23 protein-coding genes are annotated in these 23,006 nt (G+C 35.2%); 12 read left to right on the plus strand and 11 right to left on the minus strand.

The annotated features are described in order from the left end of the window. Nucleotides 1-405: 405 nt before the first annotated feature. The gene (locus F6K06_RS23300; RefSeq protein ID WP_287243095.1) at nucleotides 406-1,392 is read left to right on the plus strand and encodes a hypothetical protein; all 987 of its coding nucleotides are present in this window, start codon (nucleotides 406-408) and stop codon (nucleotides 1,390-1,392) included. Nucleotides 1,393-1,773: 381 nt separating this feature from the next. On the opposite strand, the gene F6K06_RS23305 is transcribed toward F6K06_RS23300, so the two are convergent. Continuing rightward, nucleotides 1,774-2,178 (minus strand): hypothetical protein, encoded by a 405-nt coding sequence (locus tag F6K06_RS23305; protein ID WP_287243096.1) that lies wholly within the window; start codon nucleotides 2,176-2,178, stop codon nucleotides 1,774-1,776. Between the two features lie 504 nt (nucleotides 2,179-2,682). Here F6K06_RS23305 and F6K06_RS23310 point away from each other — a divergent pair. Then, on the plus strand, nucleotides 2,683-2,814 hold the full coding sequence (locus F6K06_RS23310) for a hypothetical protein (protein ID WP_287243098.1): 132 nt from the start codon (nucleotides 2,683-2,685) through the stop codon (nucleotides 2,812-2,814). Between the two features lie 342 nt (nucleotides 2,815-3,156). On the opposite strand, the gene F6K06_RS23315 is transcribed toward F6K06_RS23310, so the two are convergent. Continuing rightward, entirely contained in the window at nucleotides 3,157-3,621 is a 465-nt protein-coding gene (locus F6K06_RS23315; protein ID WP_287243099.1) for a hypothetical protein, read from the minus strand. A gap of 251 nt (nucleotides 3,622-3,872) precedes the next feature. Continuing rightward, a complete protein-coding gene (locus F6K06_RS23320; protein WP_287243101.1) occupies nucleotides 3,873-5,207 on the minus strand; it encodes a TMEM143 family protein in 1,335 nt (444 codons plus the stop codon). 176 nt (nucleotides 5,208-5,383) lie between these two features. Between F6K06_RS23320 and F6K06_RS23325 the strand changes: the two genes are divergently transcribed. The 3 genes from F6K06_RS23325 to F6K06_RS23335 all read left to right on the plus strand — a co-directional run bounded on the left by F6K06_RS23325 (nucleotide 5,384) and on the right by F6K06_RS23335 (nucleotide 8,667). Next, on the plus strand, nucleotides 5,384-6,784 hold the full coding sequence (locus tag F6K06_RS23325; protein ID WP_287243103.1) for a DICT sensory domain-containing protein: 1,401 nt from the start codon (nucleotides 5,384-5,386) through the stop codon (nucleotides 6,782-6,784). 258 nt (nucleotides 6,785-7,042) lie between these two features. Then, nucleotides 7,043-7,663, plus strand: a complete 621-nt coding sequence (locus tag F6K06_RS23330; RefSeq protein WP_124146429.1) for a pentapeptide repeat-containing protein — start codon at nucleotides 7,043-7,045, stop codon at nucleotides 7,661-7,663. Nucleotides 7,664-7,905: 242 nt separating this feature from the next. After that, entirely contained in the window at nucleotides 7,906-8,667 is a 762-nt protein-coding gene (locus F6K06_RS23335) for a DUF2993 domain-containing protein (RefSeq protein WP_287243106.1), read from the plus strand. A 223-nt stretch (nucleotides 8,668-8,890) separates the two neighbouring features. Here F6K06_RS23335 and psb35 read toward each other — a convergent pair whose 3' ends face one another. The 3 genes from psb35 to thrC all read right to left on the minus strand — a co-directional run bounded on the left by psb35 (nucleotide 8,891) and on the right by thrC (nucleotide 11,222). After that, entirely contained in the window at nucleotides 8,891-9,058 is a 168-nt protein-coding gene (gene psb35 / locus F6K06_RS23340; protein WP_192901174.1) for a photosystem II assembly protein Psb35, read from the minus strand. 312 nt (nucleotides 9,059-9,370) lie between these two features. Continuing rightward, the gene (locus F6K06_RS23345) at nucleotides 9,371-9,646 is read right to left on the minus strand and encodes a MoaD/ThiS family protein (RefSeq protein ID WP_124146427.1); all 276 of its coding nucleotides are present in this window, start codon (nucleotides 9,644-9,646) and stop codon (nucleotides 9,371-9,373) included. A 262-nt stretch (nucleotides 9,647-9,908) separates the two neighbouring features. Continuing rightward, a complete protein-coding gene (gene thrC / locus F6K06_RS23350) occupies nucleotides 9,909-11,222 on the minus strand; it encodes a threonine synthase (protein WP_124146426.1) in 1,314 nt (437 codons plus the stop codon). 59 nt (nucleotides 11,223-11,281) lie between these two features. Here thrC and F6K06_RS23355 point away from each other — a divergent pair, with 59 nt between their 5' ends. Beyond that, complete coding sequence (locus F6K06_RS23355; RefSeq protein WP_161564647.1) at nucleotides 11,282-11,431, plus strand: hypothetical protein; 150 nt, start codon at nucleotides 11,282-11,284, stop codon at nucleotides 11,429-11,431. Between the two features lie 576 nt (nucleotides 11,432-12,007). Here the strand turns inward: F6K06_RS23355 and F6K06_RS23360 are convergent. Further along, nucleotides 12,008-12,259: a MoaD/ThiS family protein gene (locus tag F6K06_RS23360; RefSeq protein WP_124146425.1), complete on the minus strand. Its 252-nt coding sequence runs from the start codon at nucleotides 12,257-12,259 to the stop codon at nucleotides 12,008-12,010. A 776-nt stretch (nucleotides 12,260-13,035) separates the two neighbouring features. Here F6K06_RS23360 and F6K06_RS23365 point away from each other — a divergent pair. Beyond that, nucleotides 13,036-14,367, plus strand: coding sequence for a lipopolysaccharide assembly protein LapB (locus F6K06_RS23365; RefSeq protein ID WP_124146424.1), 1,332 nt, complete (start codon nucleotides 13,036-13,038; stop codon nucleotides 14,365-14,367). A 686-nt stretch (nucleotides 14,368-15,053) separates the two neighbouring features. Here the strand turns inward: F6K06_RS23365 and F6K06_RS23370 are convergent. Further along, on the minus strand, nucleotides 15,054-15,197 hold the full coding sequence (locus tag F6K06_RS23370) for a hypothetical protein (RefSeq protein WP_287243110.1): 144 nt from the start codon (nucleotides 15,195-15,197) through the stop codon (nucleotides 15,054-15,056). A gap of 8 nt (nucleotides 15,198-15,205) precedes the next feature. After that, complete coding sequence (recR, locus tag F6K06_RS23375; RefSeq protein ID WP_287243131.1) at nucleotides 15,206-15,799, minus strand: recombination mediator RecR; 594 nt, start codon at nucleotides 15,797-15,799, stop codon at nucleotides 15,206-15,208. A gap of 180 nt (nucleotides 15,800-15,979) precedes the next feature. Between recR and F6K06_RS23380 the strand changes: the two genes are divergently transcribed. The 4 genes from F6K06_RS23380 (at nucleotide 15,980) to F6K06_RS23395 (ending at nucleotide 18,279) form a co-directional block, all read left to right on the plus strand. Further along, nucleotides 15,980-16,498: a hypothetical protein gene (locus F6K06_RS23380; RefSeq protein WP_287243111.1), complete on the plus strand. Its 519-nt coding sequence runs from the start codon at nucleotides 15,980-15,982 to the stop codon at nucleotides 16,496-16,498. A gap of 175 nt (nucleotides 16,499-16,673) precedes the next feature. Then, the gene (locus tag F6K06_RS23385) at nucleotides 16,674-17,024 is read left to right on the plus strand and encodes a glutathionylspermidine synthase family protein (protein ID WP_287243112.1); all 351 of its coding nucleotides are present in this window, start codon (nucleotides 16,674-16,676) and stop codon (nucleotides 17,022-17,024) included. Next, nucleotides 16,984-17,919: a hypothetical protein gene (locus tag F6K06_RS23390; protein ID WP_287243114.1), complete on the plus strand. Its 936-nt coding sequence runs from the start codon at nucleotides 16,984-16,986 to the stop codon at nucleotides 17,917-17,919. Before F6K06_RS23385 ends, F6K06_RS23390 begins: the two co-directional genes overlap by 41 nt. 225 nt (nucleotides 17,920-18,144) lie before the next feature. Further along, the gene (locus F6K06_RS23395; protein WP_287287206.1) at nucleotides 18,145-18,279 is read left to right on the plus strand and encodes a hypothetical protein; all 135 of its coding nucleotides are present in this window, start codon (nucleotides 18,145-18,147) and stop codon (nucleotides 18,277-18,279) included. A 557-nt stretch (nucleotides 18,280-18,836) separates the two neighbouring features. Here F6K06_RS23395 and F6K06_RS23400 read toward each other — a convergent pair. Next, nucleotides 18,837-20,258, minus strand: a complete 1,422-nt coding sequence (locus F6K06_RS23400) for an NAD(P)/FAD-dependent oxidoreductase (protein WP_287243118.1) — start codon at nucleotides 20,256-20,258, stop codon at nucleotides 18,837-18,839. A gap of 906 nt (nucleotides 20,259-21,164) precedes the next feature. Then, nucleotides 21,165-21,647, minus strand: coding sequence for an ABA4-like family protein (locus F6K06_RS23405; RefSeq protein WP_124147062.1), 483 nt, complete (start codon nucleotides 21,645-21,647; stop codon nucleotides 21,165-21,167). Nucleotides 21,648-21,679: 32 nt separating this feature from the next. Between F6K06_RS23405 and F6K06_RS23410 the strand changes: the two genes are divergently transcribed. Continuing rightward, a complete protein-coding gene (locus F6K06_RS23410; RefSeq protein WP_287243120.1) occupies nucleotides 21,680-22,993 on the plus strand; it encodes a serpin family protein in 1,314 nt (437 codons plus the stop codon). Nucleotides 22,994-23,006 lie beyond the last annotated feature (13 nt).

Consider the following 23,006-nt stretch of genomic DNA (forward strand, 5'->3'; position numbering starts at 1 on the left):
GCTATTTTGACTCTTTCTTAGAAAAAGTTAATTTAGTGCAGGTAAACCTCAAAATGTTTGCCTTTGTTAAGTGTTAGTCTTAAGACAAATTATCCATTGGCAAAGCAGATCTCAAGGATCAACCCAACATTCATGTTTTGTTGGGTTACCTTTGCGGGAAGCAAGCTAAATTCTTCAACCCAAACTTACCCCCATGGGATTAACTCTTATTTCTCTATAATAGGAGTTTTCATAAATATGATATAGAGTACAGAGATTTTGGCTTAAAGGCATAATTTTTGTAGTTAACATTTCTGGAAAACTTCTAAAATTGCCTAATTTAATAATTCTGAATTCTACATTCACTCATTCTACATTCATAAAAATGAAGTTTTTTAGTCTACCTTTGTGAAAACTTTTATAAGTATGCAGCCTCAAAATGATTTTGATAATTCTGATTCCACTCCTCTAGAAAACAAGCAAATTTTAGAGGAACAAAATTCTATTCCGGTTATTGATGAAATAGATACTAAAGTTTATGATTTGTTAGCCCAAATCAATGAGGTAATTACCGACCCTAATTTTCTCCAGCAATTAAGCGAGGAAAATCAAGAAGAATTTTCTAAAGTTATGATATTACTCTCAGACATCAAAACTCTATATCTATCTGGAAAATTAATTAAAAATATTCACCAAAAATCAGAGGTTGCTAATTTAGTCTTTAATCTTAGTCTTGCTATTAAATCTTTTCAGCATAACCCCCAAAAGCGACTGATTGAAAAACTGCGAATTGATGGAGAATTTAGAATCAGAAGAATTAAAAACTTTTGGCTAGCTTTACCTATTAATTTTTATCGAAGAGTTACTTCTAAGATTATTCTGAAAATTTTACTAGGGTTAATTTTAGGACTTCCATTATACATAGTACTTCCACTAGGGTTATCATCAGGAAGCGACAACTTAGAAAAAGCTCTACAGTCAAAAGGAATTCTTTCATTCAATGCTGATAGTAGAAGCCATGAAACACCAGATATGTATATCAAAGATTTTCAAATGACAGTTTGGCTAGGAAATTTGTGTTTTACTGCTGGCGCTCTAGGTAGCATAGTTAGTATCTTATCTCGACTTAGTAATTATGAACAATCTGAAGAGGATTGCCAATATGAAGACTCAATAATTCCTATCTTAGTTGGTTTTTATAAGCCTCTGATCGGAGGTACATTTGGCATTTTAATTTTTGCTATTTTACAGGGTGGAATTATTCCTATTACCTTTGGTGCAGTTAATAATGAAAAGAGGCAAGATCAAAGATGGATGTCTCTATTTTCTTTGTCTTTTGTGGTGGGATTTAGCGAGCGGTTAGCAAAAGATATTATTAATACGACTGAAAAACATTTTGATTCGGATAAATAGGAAGTAATAGATGGATGGACAAAAATGTTGAAAGGTAATTACTTAATAACTGAAGTTTTATATCATGTCTGGATAATCAGTGATAAAAAAACTTTATCCCTTTTAATCTTTGATTCCCTTCTGCCTTCTTTCTTACTTCCTCCAAAGTGTAAGTATTTAACTGGACATGATATAATCATTTGTATTCGTTCTCCTTCTTTAGCTGTTATTAATTAAACGCTTTTCAAGTTCGGAAATGTTTCATTAATTTTGACTTTTAAGAGAGGAGCCATAAATACAAGAGCGTTAGAGGAGCGTGGCGTCAGCCGTATCGCTCCCTAGTTTTCTTCACTATTATATCTGATTAACTTATATGAAGCACAGCTTCATAGAGAATTGGTATCAAATTTGTGACACTATATAATTTGTTTCTATTGCCCATAAATCAAAAGCAGTGGGGAATAAGTGTAGAGAATTTACGTCATCAACTACTTCCGATACAACAGAATCTTGCCTGACAGTATGGTTTAAATCTAGAGCGTATTCAACTTTCTGAGATATGAAAGACTGTACCCAATTTTGGTTTTCAGTAGATACTAATTCGTCAGCTAGGAAAATATCGCTGTTGATCTTTATTTCTGCTGTATTGTAATCTACTTGTTGAAAGTCTAAATAGGTTCTGTTTTCTATGTAGTTGAAAGTATTTTTGAATAAGGCTTGAACTTCTGGTGCAATACTATTGTCATAGCCATAAGTTACATCTGGACTTAAAGCAAGTCCAGTCAGAATATCATAATTATCAGACATAATTTCTTACCTCATCTACAATTTTGAACAATTCAATTAAAAAAAACGTTTAAAAAGCTTCACCCCTATTAATAAATTATCTTATTTCAATGATTAATAATCCGCAACCCTTCCCCAAAAATCTTCACTGAATCTTCATAAAACTGATTTTTTTGATATTTTATTCGTGATTATAACGAGTTTTTCTTCTTGTTGTTATATGGTATATTTTTTTTGACTACTTTATTTAACTACTTTTTTTAGTAAAAAAAAACTTGATATATATAGATTATAGTTAACTTGAATGTGGTCTTTAATACCGGAAAAGATTTAGCGATAGTCCTTTAAAAAACTTGGACAAAAAGTTTACATCTCTATACCAACGCTAAGTAGAACATGGTAAATTTGGTAGTGCATCAAGAAAGTGTGGGAATGGTAATATAACTATTGTCCCTAAATACTTTTAACTCTTAAGCAAATGCTTACGGATAATGTAGTTTTTTTCAAATTAAAAGGTAAGAAATAATGTTTGTTAAGAATGAAAAATTGTGTGCTGCTTTTACTTTGGGAATAGCAATGGCAATATCCTCTCCTCTGTCTGTTCAAGCTGCTGTATTATCTTATGAAATAGGATTTGAAGATAGAAGATATAGATGAAACTGCATTACAGATGGAACTGAGTGGTGAGGATCTGAATAATGATGGAAGAAATCACCATAGAAGAAGTTTTTGAACTAGAGATAGAAGAGGAATGGGAATTATAGAGGAGGTAGAAGTCAGAATTTGCCCTTGTTTTTTCTGCCGTTGTCTGCCGAAAATGCTAACTTTTTGAGACCGATCGAGCGAAAAGCTCGTACTTTTTTAGATTCAAAAAGGCTAAAACTTTTATATGTCAGTTCTTTGATGATTATTCAGCAAGCCCTAATTATTTTTGTTATCAGACATAGCAGTGGGAGCATCTTGCCCCCATACTAGGCATTCCTTGTTTGTATTTTTGAGCTATTCAGAATATAGTTTTCGCAATTCATCCATTGAGGAAATCTGGGGAATTTGATAAGCGATCGCCTCCAACAATTTCAGATCCTCTATTTGGGAAATATCAGATAAGATCCCCATATATTCATCACCAAACTTGAGTTTCAATCCCATTTCAATTGCCAATAATAATGCCTGTTTAATTTGAATATCTTTTTGAAATATTTCAGCATCTTTTTGAGATATCTCAGCATCTTTTTGAGATATTTGCAGATTTTTTTCTGCTGCTAATTCATCTCCTGTTTTAATTACATTCCCATCAGCATTACACCAACTTAACCAAGTACCACTTAGATTTTCAAACACACCATTCCAAAGAGTTAATCCTAAATTTACATCAGCAAACCAAGCATCATTTTTAGGAATAAAAGAGTCAATTTTTCTGACATAGTTCCTCCAGATTGATTTGGTAATTATAGCGCTACGCACAATTCAAAAGTCAGAAGTAATATCTGACTGAGTTTGAGAATTTATAAATTTCCTAACCTAAATCCGTAGTGCTATATTTAATATATGAAATTTCAGTGGTACTCAGCAGTATATCAAAACGCGCAATTCAAAAGTCAAAATTCAAAAGTCAAAAGTAATATCTGACTGAGTTTGAGAATTATAAATTCTAAATTCTTAATTCTAAATTCTTAATTCTTGAACAATTCCCGACTCCTCAATTTCTTGGTCTCTTAAGCATAACTAAACGCATTATCCCAAATATAATCTATTAATTGTTTCGCATCATCTAAGGGTAATACTCGACAACAAAAATTTTCATCATAAGTTAATAATGGTATATTTGAAATCTCATTCTCATCTTCACCATCCCTGACAATTTTGCCCTGAATTTTTGTGAGATTATTTAAAGGTCCATTAATATCAAAATCAATTTTTGTATCAAAATTTTCCTCCATCCAGGCTTCAATCTTGTTATCCAATTGTTCTGGAGTTAGATATGTATTGCTTGTCAATAAGTGATAGTAAACTAAAATAATTTCCTTACATTCTTCTTCCTCTGCATCATCAATTAAAGTTTGAAATACACCTCCATTATTAGCAATATTATTGAAAAATAAAGTGTCTGTTACCTGTTTTTGAAACTTAATCTGTTTAGTTTTGTATTGAGTATACTGCTTGAAACAAAATCCTCCTAAAGTTACTAATAGAGATAATGAAGCTAATAAAATTCCAGTCATATTCCTCACATCCTCCGGATTAGCTCTCAAATTCAATTTTTCTACATAAGACGGACCGAAAGCTAGAAAAACAATTACACCGATAATTAGTAAAAGTTGCGGTAAAATTTTCAGGGCAATAGGTACTGCTGCACCAATAGCAGGTACTACTAACATTAGACGGTCTTTCAAAGTCATACTAACTTTTACATTGGGAAATAGAAATTCTATATCATTTTTAGGAATATTTTTATAGAGAGAAATATATATTTTTTTAGAACTCAGATGAGATTCTTCCTGAGAATATTCTGAACCATCAGTCTCTTCTGTATTTTGGCACTTAATTAATAAAGCAACCCTTTCAAAAATATCAATTTTCTTTTCAATTTTTCGGAAAAAGTTCTTAACTTTTATTGTCTTATATATATCTCCTCGACAGTAACATATCATCTCTTCAAAGTCATCAAAATTGATATCTGTTTTCAGTTCAATTAGGGAAGTTTCCTGAAAAGCACGTTCTAAACTAGCGTGAGATATAGGAAAAAAATTTCCTTGCTCTAGAATTTTCTCAAAACTCTGAACAACTTTAGTTTTCATCATTGCTAGTTCTGATTCAGAGAGAGAAGCAATATATTTAGTATTAGCATCTGGATTAAATGGAGCATAATTTTCCTTTAATATCTCCAGTGTTTTATGTAATTTAAAATGATAATAAGCCAGGAGAATAGAACAAAAATCTCTAAACTTTTGTAAAGATCCTTCTGGTAATTTACCATCTTGAATACAAAGTTCTATGATATCTTTTCTAGAATAAGGAATAAATGCTTCCCTGTCTTGATAAACTGCCATGGTTATATACCTCGATTATATGAGGATATATTTTACCACTTTTTTCGCCCCATAAAGACGCGATAATACTTGACAAAATCATCATAGTATGTATAAATAAAAGAAGCTATCGCTTTAATAATAAAGGTAGCTAAAAAATAAAATACAAATATATAAAATCATCATCATTTAATAAAATGAATCCAGAAGCAACTTTAAATCAACTTAAAGAAGCCAGTCCGGAAGGAAAACTTCCCTCTAGTTACGGAGTTTATTTCAAAAATACATTGGTAGCTTTATGCCATGCTTTAGAAGACCACATATTACAAACTAACCCTAAAAATTATGAAGAAAAACCATTAGTTTTAGTCACATTTCAAAGAGGTAAATGGTATTTACAAGAAGCAGATCGTTATCAAGAAATAGCACAATCTAGCCGTCACATTATTATTAGCGCAGTACCAGATAGTGGGTTACCCAAACATCCTACAAGTCAGCTAGAAAATGTCTCTTTAGTTAATTTAGAAACGACGGATAGTTTAGTTAATGAATGGAATCTAATTATCTTAGCTCCAGGTTACAGAGCGATGGTACTTTGCCATGAACTATCAGAAGATGAATATGTACTCAATGGTAAACCCACTGTAGATGTAGAAAGAAAATTTTACGGTTTATGGAGTTTCGACCGGAGTTTAGTAGTTAAAGCCGCAGAAATTCTCATAGAAAGATGTCGCCCCTACGATCCTGCCTTAGCAGACAGCATTCAAAAACAACATCAAGAAATTCTAACTATCAAAGATGCACCACCTACAGATATGACTAATGTGGTATCTCGAATAGTTTCTTATCTGGAAACTTCCCAACAGCAGATGATTACAATGAATCGTCAAACTAGGGAACTATGGGAATTGGAAGGTCAAGCGTTACGAGTTAGTCGCAACCTAAACGCTAATAAATTGCAGGCATTTTTACGAATGGCGCAGAAAGCAGATGAACGCGATCCGAGTAACCCTATTGCCTCTTTGCAAGTTGCAGCTTTATCTGAAACTCTTGGTCAAATGTTAGATTTACCTACTTTGCAGTTACGACGTTTGCGGTTAGCAGGATTATTGTTTCGAGTGGGGTTAGCATCAGCACCAAACGAAGTATTTACTCAAACACCAGATGAATTAGATGATGCAACTTTAGCTTTTTGGCAGGAAAGGAGCGTACTTGGTGGTCAATTATTAACAGCGATGCCAGAGTTAGCACCTATAACTAAAATTGTGACTCATCATTTAGAACATTGGGATGGTAGTGGTAAACCAGACGGTCTCAGAGAAGACGAAATACCCGTAGAATCTCGAATTCTGGGGTTAATTTCTTACTTCCAAGAGCTAATACAAGCACGAGGTAAAAGAATAGCTCTTAGTTTCGGAGAAGCTTTAGAAAAATGTATCAATCACAGTGGTAGATATTTTGACCCTATTCTTGTAGAATCTCTCAGCAACGTGGTTCGTTTAACAGAAATGGGTCTGATGCAATTACCTCAAAGACCAAGTCAACTTCCCAACGTTTGGTTAGAGGAAGCAGTTACATCAAAGACATCAGTCAATTAATATCTTTAAAAATACCTCGATCTTTTCTTTACTTTGGATGTAGGAGCTTTTCTATTTCTTGAGTGGGGGAGTAGGGGAGTGATGGAGTAGGGGAGTGGGGGAGAAGTAAACATCAGAATAATTAATACGCTAGTGGCGTGCTCATTATCAAAAATATCATTGTGCCTGTGTTAATTACTTAATAATTGAAGTTTCACCTCACAAAAGCATTCTTTTTTCACCCTAATACCTAAGACCTAACACCTAAGACCAATTTTTATGTATATGAATCAATCAACATCCCTAGATATTTCGGCCATTCGAGTTGGCAAAATCAAACTTTTAGCGAGTGCTAATCTCCCTGGTGCAGATTTAGCAGGAACCCAACTTTCAGAAGCAGACTTCTACCAAGCTAACTTGGTTGGAGTTAATTTTGCTGGAGCTAATCTACAGAAAGCACAATTGAGAGCTAACCTGCGTGGAGCTGACTTCACTGGTGCTGATTTGAGAGGGGCAGACTTTCGTAATGCTGATCTACGGGGTGCTATTTTTATGGATGCCCAAGTTAGAGGAGCTAGCTTTGCAGGTGCTTTCTTAAATGGAGCTGTACTGAATAATTTGGACTTGAGTGGGGCTGATTTTCGTGGTGCTGACCTACGAGGTGTGAATTTCACTAGAACTATTTTATTTCAGGCAGAATTTAGTAGTGCTAATTTAGCTGGTGCAGATTTATCCCAAGCAGATTTAGAAGAAGCTAATTTTACTGGGGCCATACTCCGGGGCACAAATTTACAACGGGCTAATTTGCTCTGCGCTATTGTCGATCAAGCTGACTTCAATGGGGCTATATTCACCGATGCTTGTCTACAAGGTACACCCCTTGATTCAGTCTATTCCTAAAAGTTTTATTTGCCTAGTGGATTGACACATCTAAAATTTTGCAATAGTAGGGGCGGGTTCGGCGTTAAATTAATTGCTCAACATTAAATTGAGATGAACCCGACCCATCCCCCTATGTCAGTCCAGTAGGCTATGTCTTCAGTAGATGCAAAGTAATGCTTATTAAGTACATAAGTACAAGTAAACTTTACAATTCTTTATCAAACTGCTAGGATATCAATGAAGGCAAACATTGAAAAATTATGGTGACTGCGTTGTTGACCAATGTACCAATGCAAAATCAAAGTGGCGATCGCCTAGTGAGCAAGGCAGCAGGAGCGGCAATAGCAGCTCTGTTTAAAAGCTCTGATAAAGTCGAAGCCAATGTCCGTGCCGAGCCAGTGGCCAAACTTTTACAGGGTAGTCTGGATGGGTTTGATTTCATTGGCAAAGGAATGCGGATGTACAATGGCCTTCGGATTGAAGTTATGGAGCTTTACCTGCAAGCTGTATCAATAGACTTTAGTGCAATTTTTACTGGTAAAGTCAAATTAAGGCAGCCGATTCAGGCCACTCTGAGGACTGTATTAACTGAGTCTGACTTGACTACCTCTTTCAATACACCATTTGTGATAGAGAAACTGCAAAGGCTCAAATATCAGGGACAATCCCTACATTTCCAAAATACTCAAATGACCATCACTGAAGATCGAGCCCTCAGACTTAAAACTCAAATCGGGGTAGGAAATCCAAATCAACCTATAGATGTTGATTTCACTGCTAACATTGAAGTGGAAAATAGACGTAAAATCAAATTTGTTAATGTTAAATATAATGGCGATCGAGAGTCAGTAGATTTAGGTAAATCTCTCATAGACCATGTAAATAATTTACTAGATTTAGATAAATTTGCTTTAGAAAATACTCAACTAAGAGTAGACCGACTAAGGGTAGGAAGAGATGACATCACGTTCTATGGTATAGCTAAGATTGAACAGTTTCCTAGTGGGATGAAGAATAAATAGTTGTTAATCTTTAAAATCCATTTAATGCAAGATCAAAATTGATGGAGTGAGATTGATAATCAAGCAGGAATTGACTAAAAGTATACAACTTCCTTGACAATTATGGATTATTTCTCAAACAATATCACAAATGAGATAATACTCAGGTCAGATAAAAGCTACTCTAAAACATAATCTCTACCTAGTTAGAGTAGCTTCTAATGTTCAGTAAACTGTTATGCTTTTAGCTATCTTTATCATCATTAACTTTAGGAACATAGTCTGGACGTTGTGCATCTTCCCAACCAGGTGGACGCTTAGAATTATACCAAGCAATTGAACCTATAGTAATAGCAGCAACAAAGCCTACTACAACTACTGCAATTGGAATCCATATATTACCCTGGACCATATTAAATCTCCAAATTATTTCTATAATTTAGAAATATTATCTCACGGCCTGGATTGAGTTTAAATAAAATCAATCATTATTGCTAGGCGGGGTCATTTCAGTCATAAGTTAACAGTTATCAGTACCTTTAGCTGAATCAAGAGACTTGAAATACGGAATATTCTTTTTTTTATCCTCTTAAAAGAGGAAGATTCAGACCAAAATTTATCGGTCAAAGTAAGAAACAATCTAGAATCTGAATTTGATAGATTTTTTTGCGGTTGTAATCGTGGAGCTTAGTGTAAGCCGTATTACTAGTTTCATCACACCTATTTAACCACCAGCAACAGCAGGAACAATACTAACTTCATCTCCATCTTGTAGAGATGTTTTTGTTCCCTCTAAAAATCGGATATCTTCGCTGTTGACGTAGAAGTTTAAAAATCTTCGGGGTTCTCCTTGGTCATCACAGAGACTTTTTTTAATGCCAGGAAAGTTTGCTTCTAGAGAATCTATTAGTTCGGAAATATTGCCACCGCCACATTCAATTTTTGCTTTACTCTTGGTGAACTTTTGTAAGGGAGTAGGAATTAAAACTGTAACTGCCATAGTTGAGTAATGTTATTGATATAACTAAAACGTCTTTGCAAATTTTTATTCTAATGGTGGGCTAAGAAAAACTGTCAATTTTTAAGAAAAAAATTATTTTTCCTAACCCACTATTACTGCCTGGAAGATACACCAGATTTAACCTTGCTGAGGTATATTCATCGCGGACAAGATACCCGCACTAGGAACATTTAACTGTTAGTATCTTTACTTCAGATACCACCGAATCTGCTGTCTTTAGGAATTTTTGAGGTAAAGTTGCTTAAACCAAAACTTGCTCCCAATCAAGACGCTCTAATGTTTGAGCACGTTCCCAAGCTCGCTCGAAACTGTCTAACTTTGCATCTATTGTTAAAGGTTCGCCGATATAACCTTGTACTGCTTCTTGTGTCTTTAAGCCGTTACCTGTAATGTAAGCAACAGTAGTTTCTTCTGGATCGATTTTGCCTGCTTCTGCTAATTTTTTCAAGACCGCAATAGTTGTACCACCTGCTGTTTCGGTGAAAATTCCTTCTGTTTCTGCCAATAACTTCATACCTTCAATAACTTCAGCATCCGTGACAGATTCGATATTACCGTTTGTTTTGCGAGCTACTTCTAATGCGTAGATACCATCTGCGGGGTTGCCGATTGCGATTGATTTGGCAATAGTATTAGGTTTAACTGGGGTGATAAAATCACGACCTTCTTTGAATGCTTGAGCTACTGGAGAACAACCTTCAGCTTGCGCTCCACTAAAACGAACTGCTTTATCTTCTACTAAACCTACTTTAACAAACTCTTGGAATCCTTTGTAAATTTTTGTGTAGAGGGAACCGGAGGCTATGGGAGCAACTATATGGTCTGGTAGTTGCCATCCTAGTTGTTCGGCGACTTCAAAGCCTAGAGTTTTTGAACCTTCTGAGTAGTAGGGACGGAGGTTAATATTTACAAATCCCCAACCGTAGGTATTGGCAACTTCGCAACAGAGGCGGTTTACTTGGTCGTAGTTACCTTTAACTGCCATAACTGTTGGATTGTAAATTAGGGTGCCGAGAATTTTGCCTGCTTCTAGGTCGGCGGGGATAAATACACAACACTCTAATCCTGCTTTGGCTGCGATCGCTGCGGTGGAGTTTGCTAGGTTGCCTGTACTTGCGCAGGATACTGTGGAGAAACCTAATTCTCTGGCCCGACTTAAGGCCACTGATACTACCCTATCTTTGAAACTGAGGGTAGGCATATTTACAGCGTCATTTTTGATGTAGAGATTTTTTAGACCCAGGCGACGGGCTAAACGTTCTGATTTTAGTAGGGGGGTCATACCTGTTCCTACGTCTATTACATTATCTGTTTTTACTGGTAGGAATTGACGATAACGCCATATAGAGTTAGGACCTGCTTCGATTGTTGCCCGACTGACTGTTTGACTGAGCTTTTCATAGTCGTACTTTACTTCTAGGGGGCCAAAGCATACGTCTTCGCATATATGTTTGGCTTCTAGTGGGTATTCTTCACCACATTCTTTGCACTTGAGTGTTTCTATTGCTGTATTTTGACTGTGGATTTGACTATCGGTATTTGTAGCCTGGGTCATGGTCTTTACTCCCTACTTCTAACTAAGAACTATTCTTCTGCACTTTTTGAAATACTAGCATGGGTAAAAATCACCGTCAACCATACCAGACAAAAATAGTCGGGATTAATTTTATTCTATTTTTTCCATTATTAATTGCAACAGATAGATTTTCTGTTTTGGTAAGTAATTTTACTAATTTAGTAGTTAATTTTAATGTAGCGATTTGAGCGGTAGTATAAATGGCTTAGTTGTTTAGAATTAAGCTTAAAGTTAGTGACTTGCTTAACGAAGTCAGAAGTCAGATAGGGGAGTCGCCCCATTGGCGACGTACAGAAGTTATTTTTTTAAGGGGGATTTGAGCAAGGATCCAAAAATATTTCACCTTAAAAGGCGGGGTTTTAGACCCGATTATTTTGATAACTATTTTGTTCAAATTGATTAATATTTTGGTTGTCAATTTTACTGATTTTCAGGATAAATTTATTTTTTTTGTGTCACATTTTTTCTATTTAACTTAGTATTAAATGTGAATCATGTTATTGGATTTATTTTAATAAATGTAGCATTTTATAGTGAAAAAGTTTCTAGAGGTAAGTGGTTTAATACCATATACCAAAGAAATTATATTTTCTAAAAAAAATATCTAAATTCTAAAATTGTAAAGAAGAAGGCTTCTATAGAAGTCGGGAATTTCAACTCAAGCTTTTAGGGTCTTGAAAGCTGAGTGCTGTTTGCAAAGCATTCCGGTATGGAAAATGCTGATAGCTGTTTGCGGAGCATTCCGGTACGGAAAATGCTGATAGCTAGTTAAGGCCACCACTAACTGGAGGAATGAGGACTACTTCATCGCCGTCTTGAAGGACGGTTTCGGGTGGAGCAAAGTTGAAGTTAATACCAAATTTGGTTACTTTTCGCCACTGCTCTAGTTCGGGGTGTTGAGTGACGATCTGTTCTAAAAGTTGGGAGGCGGTAGTTCCTGGGGAAAGGGTGAGTTGGAGTTCGGAGACTCCATAGGCTTCTTGGTAGGCTGCGAATAGTTTGAGGGTGATGGTCATTTCAGTTATCAGTACTTCCTGCAATAGAGAGGCTTGAAACCTAATTTTTTGGTCATATTATGGGAAGAGGCGATTAACGAAGTCAGAAGTCATAAGTCAGAAGTCAGAAGTGAAGTTATTTTTGTAACGGGGATTTGAGCAAGGCTCCAAAAATATTGCGCCTTCAAAGGCGGGGTTTTAAACCCATATTTTTTTGATAAACTTCTATTTTCATTGATTTTTTTGCGTTGAATAAAAAATCATGCGCAGGGACGAACAGCCCCTTATACATTTTATAATCTTCAAAATATCAGAGTTTTTGTTTGAATGCAACAATTTCCCTGGCATTTTTTTCGAGAGCTTTTAAAGGGGAATCAGCTTCTTTATTTTTTGCGTTGAATAAAAAGTCATATGCAGGGGCGAACAGACCCTTATACATTTTATAATCTTCAGAATATCAGAATTTTTGTTTGAATGCAACAATTTTCCTGGCAATTTTTTCGAGAGCTTCTGAGGATGAGAATGATTGATAATTTATTATTTTAAATAGGGGCGTTGTTGAATGTATGATTTCACAGGAGTTAGGAGTAAACACTGCGGGTGACGGTGGAGTATAAAACCCAAAAGAAAAAGATAATATTTTAATTAGACAGGACTTACGCAAAATACGAAATTACACACAATCTGTAGGGGCGGAACGGAACAGAAACAGGCAAGATGCCTATTCCACATTTAATAATTATGTTCAGCCTCACATAAGACCTAAAATTATTATCAAAGTTAACCATCTAATTAAAATGCTCAAAATTCAAAACTTAGTTCTCACTAGCAGTTGTTTTTACCTCTACTTTTCAAGCTATTGTTTAGCAAAAACTCCTGAATTTTCCGAATATACCGTCAGAAAAAATGCTGTAAATATTATCTCTCAACGTCAAACAGATGCAGAACAAGAATTAGAATCTCCCAATAAATTTTCCCCTAACCCTTTAGAAAGCACTGAACCAGACCCACTCTTACCAGAACCCCCTACTACAGGAACCGTTACCGGGGACAAACGAGAAGAACTTTCTCAAGAACTCGACCGACTTAACGCTGAAGCTTCAGCATTATTCGCGGCGGGAGAAACAACTAAAGCTTTTGATACCTGGAATAGAGAACTTCGTTTGCGACGTTATCTGGGTCAAGCAGAAGAGTTAGCAGCTTTGGAACGAGTGGCGGAAATAGCATGGAATAATAGTCAAAAATTACAAGTGCAGTGGATTACAAAACGACTGGAAACCATACAACCAGAGATTCAAGAACAAGAACCAGTGAATATAGAATTGTTGCAAGCATTAGGTTCTGCATTTAATACTGTTAGAGCAAAAGATCCAGCAGTTCAAGTTTATCAACAAGTTATTGTTGAAGCAAGAGAGCGAGAGGATATTGCTACCCTGAAACAAGCTTTGACAGCTATGGGGGAAATATATTTGAATTGGTTAGATTATGATAATGCAGCGATCGCCTATGAAGAATTATTGGAGGTTCAGCAGCAGAGTAACTCAGCAACATCTACTAATGAAGAAACAACAGATCCTGCTTTAACTACTAATTTTGAAAAAGTAGATACTATCGAAAAATTAGCTTTCATTTATAATCAAGCGGGAAAACCTCTACAAGCAATTACAGCTAAAGAAAGATTGGTCAATTTTTACGAAGGTCAAGAAACTATCACAGAAATTCCGGATATAAAAATATCTATTGCTGGAGATTATGAGGAACTCGGTAAACTTAGTCTTGCCAGTCAATACTATCAGGAAGCTTATGATATTGCTCAATCAATTCAACAGTTTATAAGTGCTAGTGATGCTTTAGAAAAATTGGCAGCACTCTATCTTTCTCAGGATGAAAAAGAGGCAGCAATTGAAATATATAAAGTGCAATTATTGATGGATCAACAGTTTGTTAATGTTTATGGGATGATGGAAACTTATGACCGTATGGGTCAAGTTTATGCACAGTTAAAGGCTTTTCCTTTAGCAATTTCATCTTTTCAAAGAGGGTTAGAATTATCTAGACAATTGGGGGGATATCGAGAAAGTTATTTTCTACAAAAGCTTGATAAATTAAATAAAAATAAAAATCTGTGATTTAACTAAAAATGGAACGATACCGTGAAATTGTTGGTAAGAGTTAAGTTTATTCACTAATACAATTCTAGAAAATCATACTTTCAGCTAATAAAAATTTCGGTAGTTCTGCGTAGTAATGGTAGATATAAACAAGCAATGTTTGGCACGGGATCAAGATGCTCCCACTGCGGTCTCGTAACAACAATAATTACAATGGACGACTATTACAATGCACCACCACCAAAATTTCGGGGTTGCACATTATGGAATGATATTGCCAAAAAATAGTTTAGACTTTGACTAAAAAAAACCTAATATTAATTATTATAGCAATTGATTAATCCAAAATCTTGTTCATCAAAAATCTCAAATCATATCAAATCCGGTAACATCGGTGTAATTAGATAGTTAATCTAGGAGGACCGAGTCAGGAGGACCTCCTCAGGAGGGAAGAGAATGCGCGAAACATTTGCTCTTGGATGAAGATGAAAATTTTTTTTATACCGAACCCGAGCGGATTTGATATCATTCGTCACTGTGCAATGCCAAAATTTCGGCGTTGCTTAAATGTAATGATAATTAGATATCTACTCCACCCATAGGGAGTAGACAGTAGGCAGCTTTGCTGTAGGGGTAAAGAATTGATAATTTCTTTGGGATATAGATATTGATTTTTGATTCTTGGAGATGTCTATTAGCTGAAGTTAAAATTGAAAAACTGATGTTTTGCGCCCAAAGTTAATCTCAAAATCATTACCACTCAGCAACGCCAAAATTTCTGCATAATTCACTGAAACTTTTTCTATCAACTTCCCCGCTACTCTAATTACTGAAACTTTTTCTATCAACTTCCCCGCTACTCTAATTCCCGACGCCCCTCCAACGCACGCGCCAAAGTTACCTGGTCAGCATATTCTAAATCTCCTCCCATAGGCAAACCAAAAGCAATGCGGGTCACTTTTGTAAAAGGTCTCAACAACTGACCGACATATAAAGTAGTAGTCTCTCCTTCCACACTCGGACTAATAGCAATAATCACTTCCTGAATATTTCCCTGACTAACTCGCCGCACCAAAGCTTGAATATTCAACTGTTCCGGACCAATACCATCCATCGGCGAAATGACCCCCCCCAGGACATGATATTCACCCTTATATTCCCGTGTTTTCTCCAAAGCAATAAGGTCGCGGGAGTCAGAGACTACACAAATAATTTCCTTGTCTCGCTGAGGGTTACGACAAATTTCACAAATAGGTTCAGCAGATAAATGGAAACATTTCTCACATAAACCTACTTTTTTCCTCGCATCAACCAATGCTTGAGCTAAAGCTTGAATTTCTGCTTCCGGGCGCTTAATAATATGTAGTGCCAGACGTTGTGCCGTTTTAGGGCCAACTCCAGGTAACAGTTGTAATTGTTCAATTAATCTGGCTAAAGGTCGGGTATAAATTTTGGACTTCCTCCGATTCAGTTATCAGTTATCAGTTATCAGTACCAAACACTGAAGAGTCCAGCTTGAGACCTTATTTTTTAGTCACAACCTGCTATTTGATTGTAGCCATAAATAGTTTTACTCTTAGAAAAAATAAATATTATCAATTCTTACTTTCTAACTTCTGACTTCTGACTTTTGACTTCTGACTTCGTTAAGGCGATCGCTCATGTAAACCAAATGTTACAAATTGAGGGCTTTTCCAGATTGAGCAGCTATCGTGGAAAAAGTAGTAATCATCTTAAGTCCATGAGTGAGACAAGAAAAATTAAGAGAACTATTATTATTTCCTTAGTACTAATCTCTTCAATTTCCTTAAAAGCTTGCACATCTCGTAGAGACAACCGCGAAGTTTATAGAAATCTTGAAGACTGTCGTAGAGAATGGGGAGGAGCAGACAGATGTGAACCAGTCACAGACGGAAGTTATTCATCTGGACACTATTATGGTCCTCATTACTACAGGTCTGGTGGTAGTATCTACTATTACCAGAATAGTAATAGTCGTTATCAACCTGTTCCCAGTAATGCAGGTATTCTTAAAAGTCCTTCGGGAAGGTCTGGAAGTTCTGTTGGTACGGTGACCAGAAGTGGTTTTGGTAGTAGAGGTGGTAGAGGTGGTAGTAGTTTTGTCGGTAGAGGCGGTGGTAAAGGTTGATATAGCAGAAGTTTCAAGTCAAAAGTCAAAAGTCAAAAGTCAAAAATTTAAAGTTTAAGGTTTAAAGTCAAAAATTTAAAGTCATCCCTGACTGACTTCTGACTTAGTTAAAAATGTCTGCGTATTTGTGTCGTGCTATAAAATCAAAAATTAAAATTTAAAAATAAGGCAGAAAATGAAACGGATAAATATTGAACCTCGTGCCAACTGGCAGCAGAAATGTGAAGCGGTTGGCTTTCATTTTTATAATATGTACGGAGAACCATATTGGGATGAGACTGCTTGTTATCGTTTCACCACTTCAGAAATAAATGAACTGGAAGTAGCAACTCAAACTCTACAAGAATTGTATATTGAAGCAGCAGAACGAATTATCCAAGAAGACCGTTTTTCTCAATTATCTGTTCCGGAACAGTTTGCGGAATTATGTCGCCAGTCTTGGGAACGGGATGACCCCAGTCTTTATGGTCGTTTTGACTTTGCTTATGATGGTGTCAACCCACCGAAGTTATTCCTTTCCATGTAAAGAAGTTAGGCAGTTAATATTTTGTTATTCTAAGAGAGAATTATCAGCAAAGGTTAATAGCTTACAATACCAACTTCAGGAATCAGAAAAAATTGCTGTAAAAGGAAAAAGAGGAAAAGGAGAACTAAGCAGGCGAGCTTCTTTATACTGGTTATATATAGAACTAATAGATAGACTTGGTAAAAACAACATAAATAGTATTAAAAGAGTCAGTGAAACTTTAGAAGCTTTAGAACAACAAAGAAGTTCTGTATTAAATGAATTAAAACCTTTAAGACCAAAAATATGCGATTATTGGGATAATTTTCAACAATTTTTCCAATTTATAAGTCAAACTGAGGAGAAAAAAGACTATATCAGATTAGAGAAGAGTCTGAATACGATAGTTAATAACTTCCTAACTTCTGCTGCTTACAAAACAGAGAAAAAAATAATTTTAGGCATAATAGATGAGGAAATAAAAAATAATGTAAAAAATATAAGTCGTTCTAAATTAAGAATGATTTACAAAATACAAAAGTTGATTATAGCTTCTTTCCAAAATAGCGATCGGGAAATTTTAGGAGATAAAATAAGTATTAAAGATGACAAGAATCAATTTTATAATCTAGGTGTCGAGAACGATAAAAAATTACAGTCAATGCTAGAAATGCGAGAGCAACAAATACAAATGTTACGTCAAAATAATTATGCTAAATTCTCAAAGATACAAAAAGGAAAATATATTGGAGATATCAAGAAAAAACTAAGCTATCATTACAGCGATAAATGTGAACATTGGAAAGCATTAATGTTTGATTTTCATTTCAATCAAAAAGTTTCCAATGAAATTATTTTACAAAAAAATCCTAGTTACTTTGATGAATTAGGCATAAAAGAATGTAGAGATTGTTAGAACTATAAAGAGAGGAAAAGGAATTTTTAACATTAAAGCAATCCCACTTTACAAGCTCTAAATTATGAGTAGTGAGATAGTATTTAGATACTAAATATAAGTTACATTTCAATCTAATACTAAACAGATTAATAATCATCTTTGTGTAATTGTCTATTCGAGCAATAATGATTAAAAAGTTGTTTGCCTCAATGCTCAAATATGAAGTATATCCCGTTTGTTTTAATGAATCTTTCCCAGAGACTTTATGGAATTTTGAAGTCTTTGCAACGTAAATTAGGATTAGAAACGGCAGAAATTGATGATAGTTCAGAAAGTTTAATTCGAGAATATGGTATATTTATGTTTCTCTTTGTATAGCAATGTGCGCTGGCATATTTACAAATTACAGGAGGTGTCCAATAGCTAAAAATCTTATATTATCAGCAATTTATTCCCCCAGATGAGCTGTTGCCTATTGCCTGTTGCCTGCGCACAGCGCTATAATTAGCAAAAAAATTCTTTGACTCTTTTTAATTACTTAATAACTGAAGTGTTACCTAAGTTAAGCATTAATGCATGGGAATTAGTATAAGTTATAAGGTGAGTTGCAACACACCCTACAACTGCTGAAAAGTAAGTATAGCAATTCCCATATTGGTCTTGTAATGCGTAAGTCCTAATTAAGATCAAAAAATTGGTGGTGATACATTTTCATTGTTTGTGCATTGTAATTATTTTTGTTACAAGACACCGTAGTGGGAGCATCTTGCTCCCGTACCAAGAATTTTTTATTCCTATCTACAATTACGCGAGCAGGACTACCAAAAAATTATTATTTGCTCACCCTATGAATCTACTTAACTTATAAGGTGCGTTGCAACGCACCCTACAATTGCTTTTAAATTTACTTTCTTCCTTCTTCCCTCTTCCTTCCTTTAAAAGGATCGCCTCCAATTAAAGAACTTTTCTAACATATTCTGCTGCCATAAATTCTTGGCATATTTCTGTTTTTTCAACAATAAACCAGCTTTACTATTTACCTCAGATAAAGTCGGATAAATATGAATCCCAGTCAAAGCAGAAACAGGCAACTTATTCGACATTGCCAAAACAATTTCATGGATTAATTCACCAGCAGAAATACCAACTAAATGCGCCCCTAAAATTTCTCCATTTCCTCTAGTAATAATCTTACCAAATCCAGTTGTAGCTGCCTCAGCTTGAGCGCGGTCTACACCAGAAAAAGGCTGCTTCAATACACAAACATCATCTCCAAAACGTTCCCTCGCTTGCTGTTCTGTTAACCCTACCCTTGCCAATTCTGGGTCAGTAAAAGTTGCCCAAGGAATAACCCGATAATTAGCCTTACTAATGGGAAAAAATAACGCATTTGTTAAAGCAACAACTGCTTCATGACCTGCTACATGAGTAAACTGATAACCACCAATTACATCACCACAAGCATAAATTTTAGAATTCGTAGTTTGCAGCTTTTCATTAACAATAATTCCCTGCTTTCCTACTTCTACACCAGCAGCATCTAAATTCAAAGATTCTACATTAGGCAACCTACCACCAGCAACCAAAATCTCATCAAATATAATATTTTTTCCACCTGCCGTAATTACTTTTTTCCCATCCACAACTTCTACTTTTTCCGCCCTAGTTTCTGACAAAATCTTAATACCTTCGGACTCAAATTGTTCCTGTACAACTAGAGCAGCTTCCGGTTCTTCCTTCGGCAAAATATGACTTCTACTAGAAATAATAGTCACATCACTACCAAGACGAGAAAAAGCTTGACCCAACTCGCAACCTATCGGTCCAGCACCAATTATTGCCAAAGAATTTGGTCTTTCTTGGAGAGAAAATACCTTTTCATTTGTCAGGAAACCAGCAGAATTTAACCCCTCCACAGATGGAATAGCAGGTCGAGAACCTGTAGCAACAACAAATGCTCTAGCAGTTAATTTTTTACCATCAACTTCAAAAGTTTTACGGTCTATAAACTTACCTTCTCCAAAAATAACTTCAACACCCAAACCCCTAAATCTTTCTGGAGAATCATGTGGTTGAATATTAGCTATTACTTGTTGAGCATGACCAGTTGCCTTAGCAAATTCAATTTCTGGGGGTTGAGTATAAATGCCAAACCTAGAAGCATTTTTTACTTGATAAGCAACACGAGAAGCATGAATTAAAGACTTACTAGGAACACAACCAAACCACAAACAATCACCACCAAGACGGTCACGTTCTACTAATGCTACCTTAGCTTTAAGTTGAGCAGCAGCAGAAGCTACAACTAAACCCCCCGAACCACCGCCAATAATCACAATATCATATTCAACTGCCATAATTTTACCTCTATAAAAATGGGAAATTAAAAGAAGGAAGAAGGAAGAAGGAAGAAGGAAGAAGGAAGAAGGAAGAAGGAAGAAGGGAAAATTGCTGATGGATAGTCAACTATCGGCCACTTCGTGTTTGATCGCCCTAAACAGAAGAAGGCAGAAGGCAGAAGGAAAAATTGCTTACTACTAAAAGTAGATTAATAAATAGCTTTAATATCAAAAAAATACGATATTTAATAGTATTAATTAGTGGGGAATATCCCAGAAGATCAACTCCGCATCTTCAAACCTTCCCCCCCCACTATTCCCAGTATTCAAGAACTCATAAATTACCGAATAATTAATAATTAAATAATTAAATAATTAAACAATTCAGCTTTATTAGCTTCCCCTTGAAAGGGGAAAAAAATAAATTTTTTCCTTATTGGTCAATCCTCTCCCTAAAAGGGAGAGGTAATTATCCATTATCCATTAATGAACTACCACTTCAAATCTCAAATCCAATAATTATTTAGTAAGCATTCCGCAGGAAATGCTTACATTATTTATTTAACTCTCAAAATATTAGTCAGGTATGAGAAACTACTGAAGATTAATTAAGAATCTATAAAATTAACAAACTATTAGACTTCTCGAGAAAAGAGAGAGTAGGGAGTAGGGAGAAATAATTGATAATTTCTGTACGACAATTTATTTGATTTTTGATTATTAGAGATGTCTATTAAATACACCCCCTGAATTTTACTGAATAATTAAGGTTTAAAGCCTCTCCTTTCAAGGAGAAACAAGCGGTCGAGGGATGGCGAGGTCTCCTCGCCATATCCAATCGACCAAGAGAGAAAAAATTTTCATTATTAGTCAATCCTATCCGTTTTCAAGGAGAGGTAATTATTAATTATTAATTATTAATTATTAATTATTAATTGTTGAAACTTGTTCTACAGTGGGTGTTTTAGTTGTACCCTCTGTAAAATTACCGAAGAATTTCTGACTAATCCAATAGGTTAAAATATGAGATAATAAGCCAAAAGGTCCGGCAAATAAACAAAGAATTATTGAGTGGATAGTCCAAACACCAGTACGTTGTCCTTCCCAATAAATCCAACGACCGACAAATAAATCCATGACCAGAAAATGAATCCATCCTGTTGCTGCAGCAGATTCTTCTCCAAAGAATTTAGCAATATCTGGCAAAGTAGGGTTGGATAAAGCAGCAGCAGATTCAGGGGTAATACTACTAATAAGTAGGTAAAGATAAAGGACGGCTAATAATACAAACGGAATAAAAGATTCCATGATTTTGCGAGTAACTTTCCAGTTAGGCAAAAATATTATTAATGTCCAAAATGGTAATACAAATAAGTTAGCACCGTTGAAAATTAGATCGATTGTCATTGTTAGTTATTGACTCCAGTAGGGGTAAGAAAATGTTGAAAGAACTTTTAAATAAATGTTATGCCATTTCGGCAAAAATGTCTCTAGGGACGATGGCTATAATTATCATTATTAGTATCTATAATTTGCCTGGAGTTGCAATAAAGTTAAGGAATCGGGAATTTCATACTGATAATCAGACAAATTCCCGACAGAATATATTCGCTAAAATAGAAGATATGGACATCAGTATGAAATTAGTTTCCGCTAATAATAGATTTGCCTTTCAACTATTTTCAGAAATTCAAAAATCACAATCAAATAAAAATATTTTTATCTCTCCGAGCAGTATAGCGATCGCTCTATCAATGACCTACAACGGTGCCGAAGGAAAAACCAGAGATGCTATGACTAAAGCATTAAATTTTCAGGGAATGAGTTTAGAAGAAGTTAATCAAGCAAACAAAGAATTAGGCATTTTATTAAATAGTTTAAATCCAGACATTAAATTAGATATTGCCAACTCAATATGGACCAAAAAAGGGATGTCTTTTGAGCCAACATTTATGCAAAGAAATCAAAATTTTTATCAGAGCAAGGTAAGTCAAATAGACTTCGAGCATCCTATAAGTCCTGAAATTATCAACAATTGGGTCAACGATATTACTAAGGGCAAAATTGATAAAATCATCGAAAAACTCGAACCTAATACAGTGATGGTTTTGTTAAATGCTATTTATTTTCAAGGCAATTGGGAGCAAGAATTTGCAGAATATTCCACAAAAGAACAACCTTTTTATCTACCGAATGGCACAAAAAAACAACATCCAATAATGTTTCAATCATCTAGATATTTATATTACGAAGATGAAGAATTTCAGGCAGTAAGTTTACCCTATGGAGAAGGAGGAGTAAGTATGTATATATTCCTTCCCAAAGAAAAAGTAGGATTAGACAGATTTTATCAAATTTTAAATGAGGAAAACTGGGAAAATTGGATGCTGCAATTTGACTATTGTAAAGTAAATCTAGGCTTGCCAAAATTTAAAACCGAATATGAAATTACCCTCAATGATGCGTTGAAATCTTTAGGAATGGAGATAGCTTTTAACAAAAATAATGCTGATTTTTCTGGGATGCGTCCTATTCCACCAGAGTTATATATAGATGAAATTAAACATAAAACATTTGTGGAAGTTAATGAAGCAGGAACAGAAGCAGGAGCAGCGACCAGTATAACTATGGGAGTAAGAAGTGCAGAGATACCTGTTGATATGTTAGTCGATCGTCCCTTCTTTTTGACAATTACAGAGAATGATTCTGGCACTATTCTATTTATGGGAGAAATTACAAATCCAGAAAATTAGGGTGCATCTCAAT

Source organism: Okeania sp. SIO1H4 (assembly GCF_010672695.1).
Classification (GTDB): domain Bacteria; phylum Cyanobacteriota; class Cyanobacteriia; order Cyanobacteriales; family Microcoleaceae; genus Okeania; species Okeania hirsuta.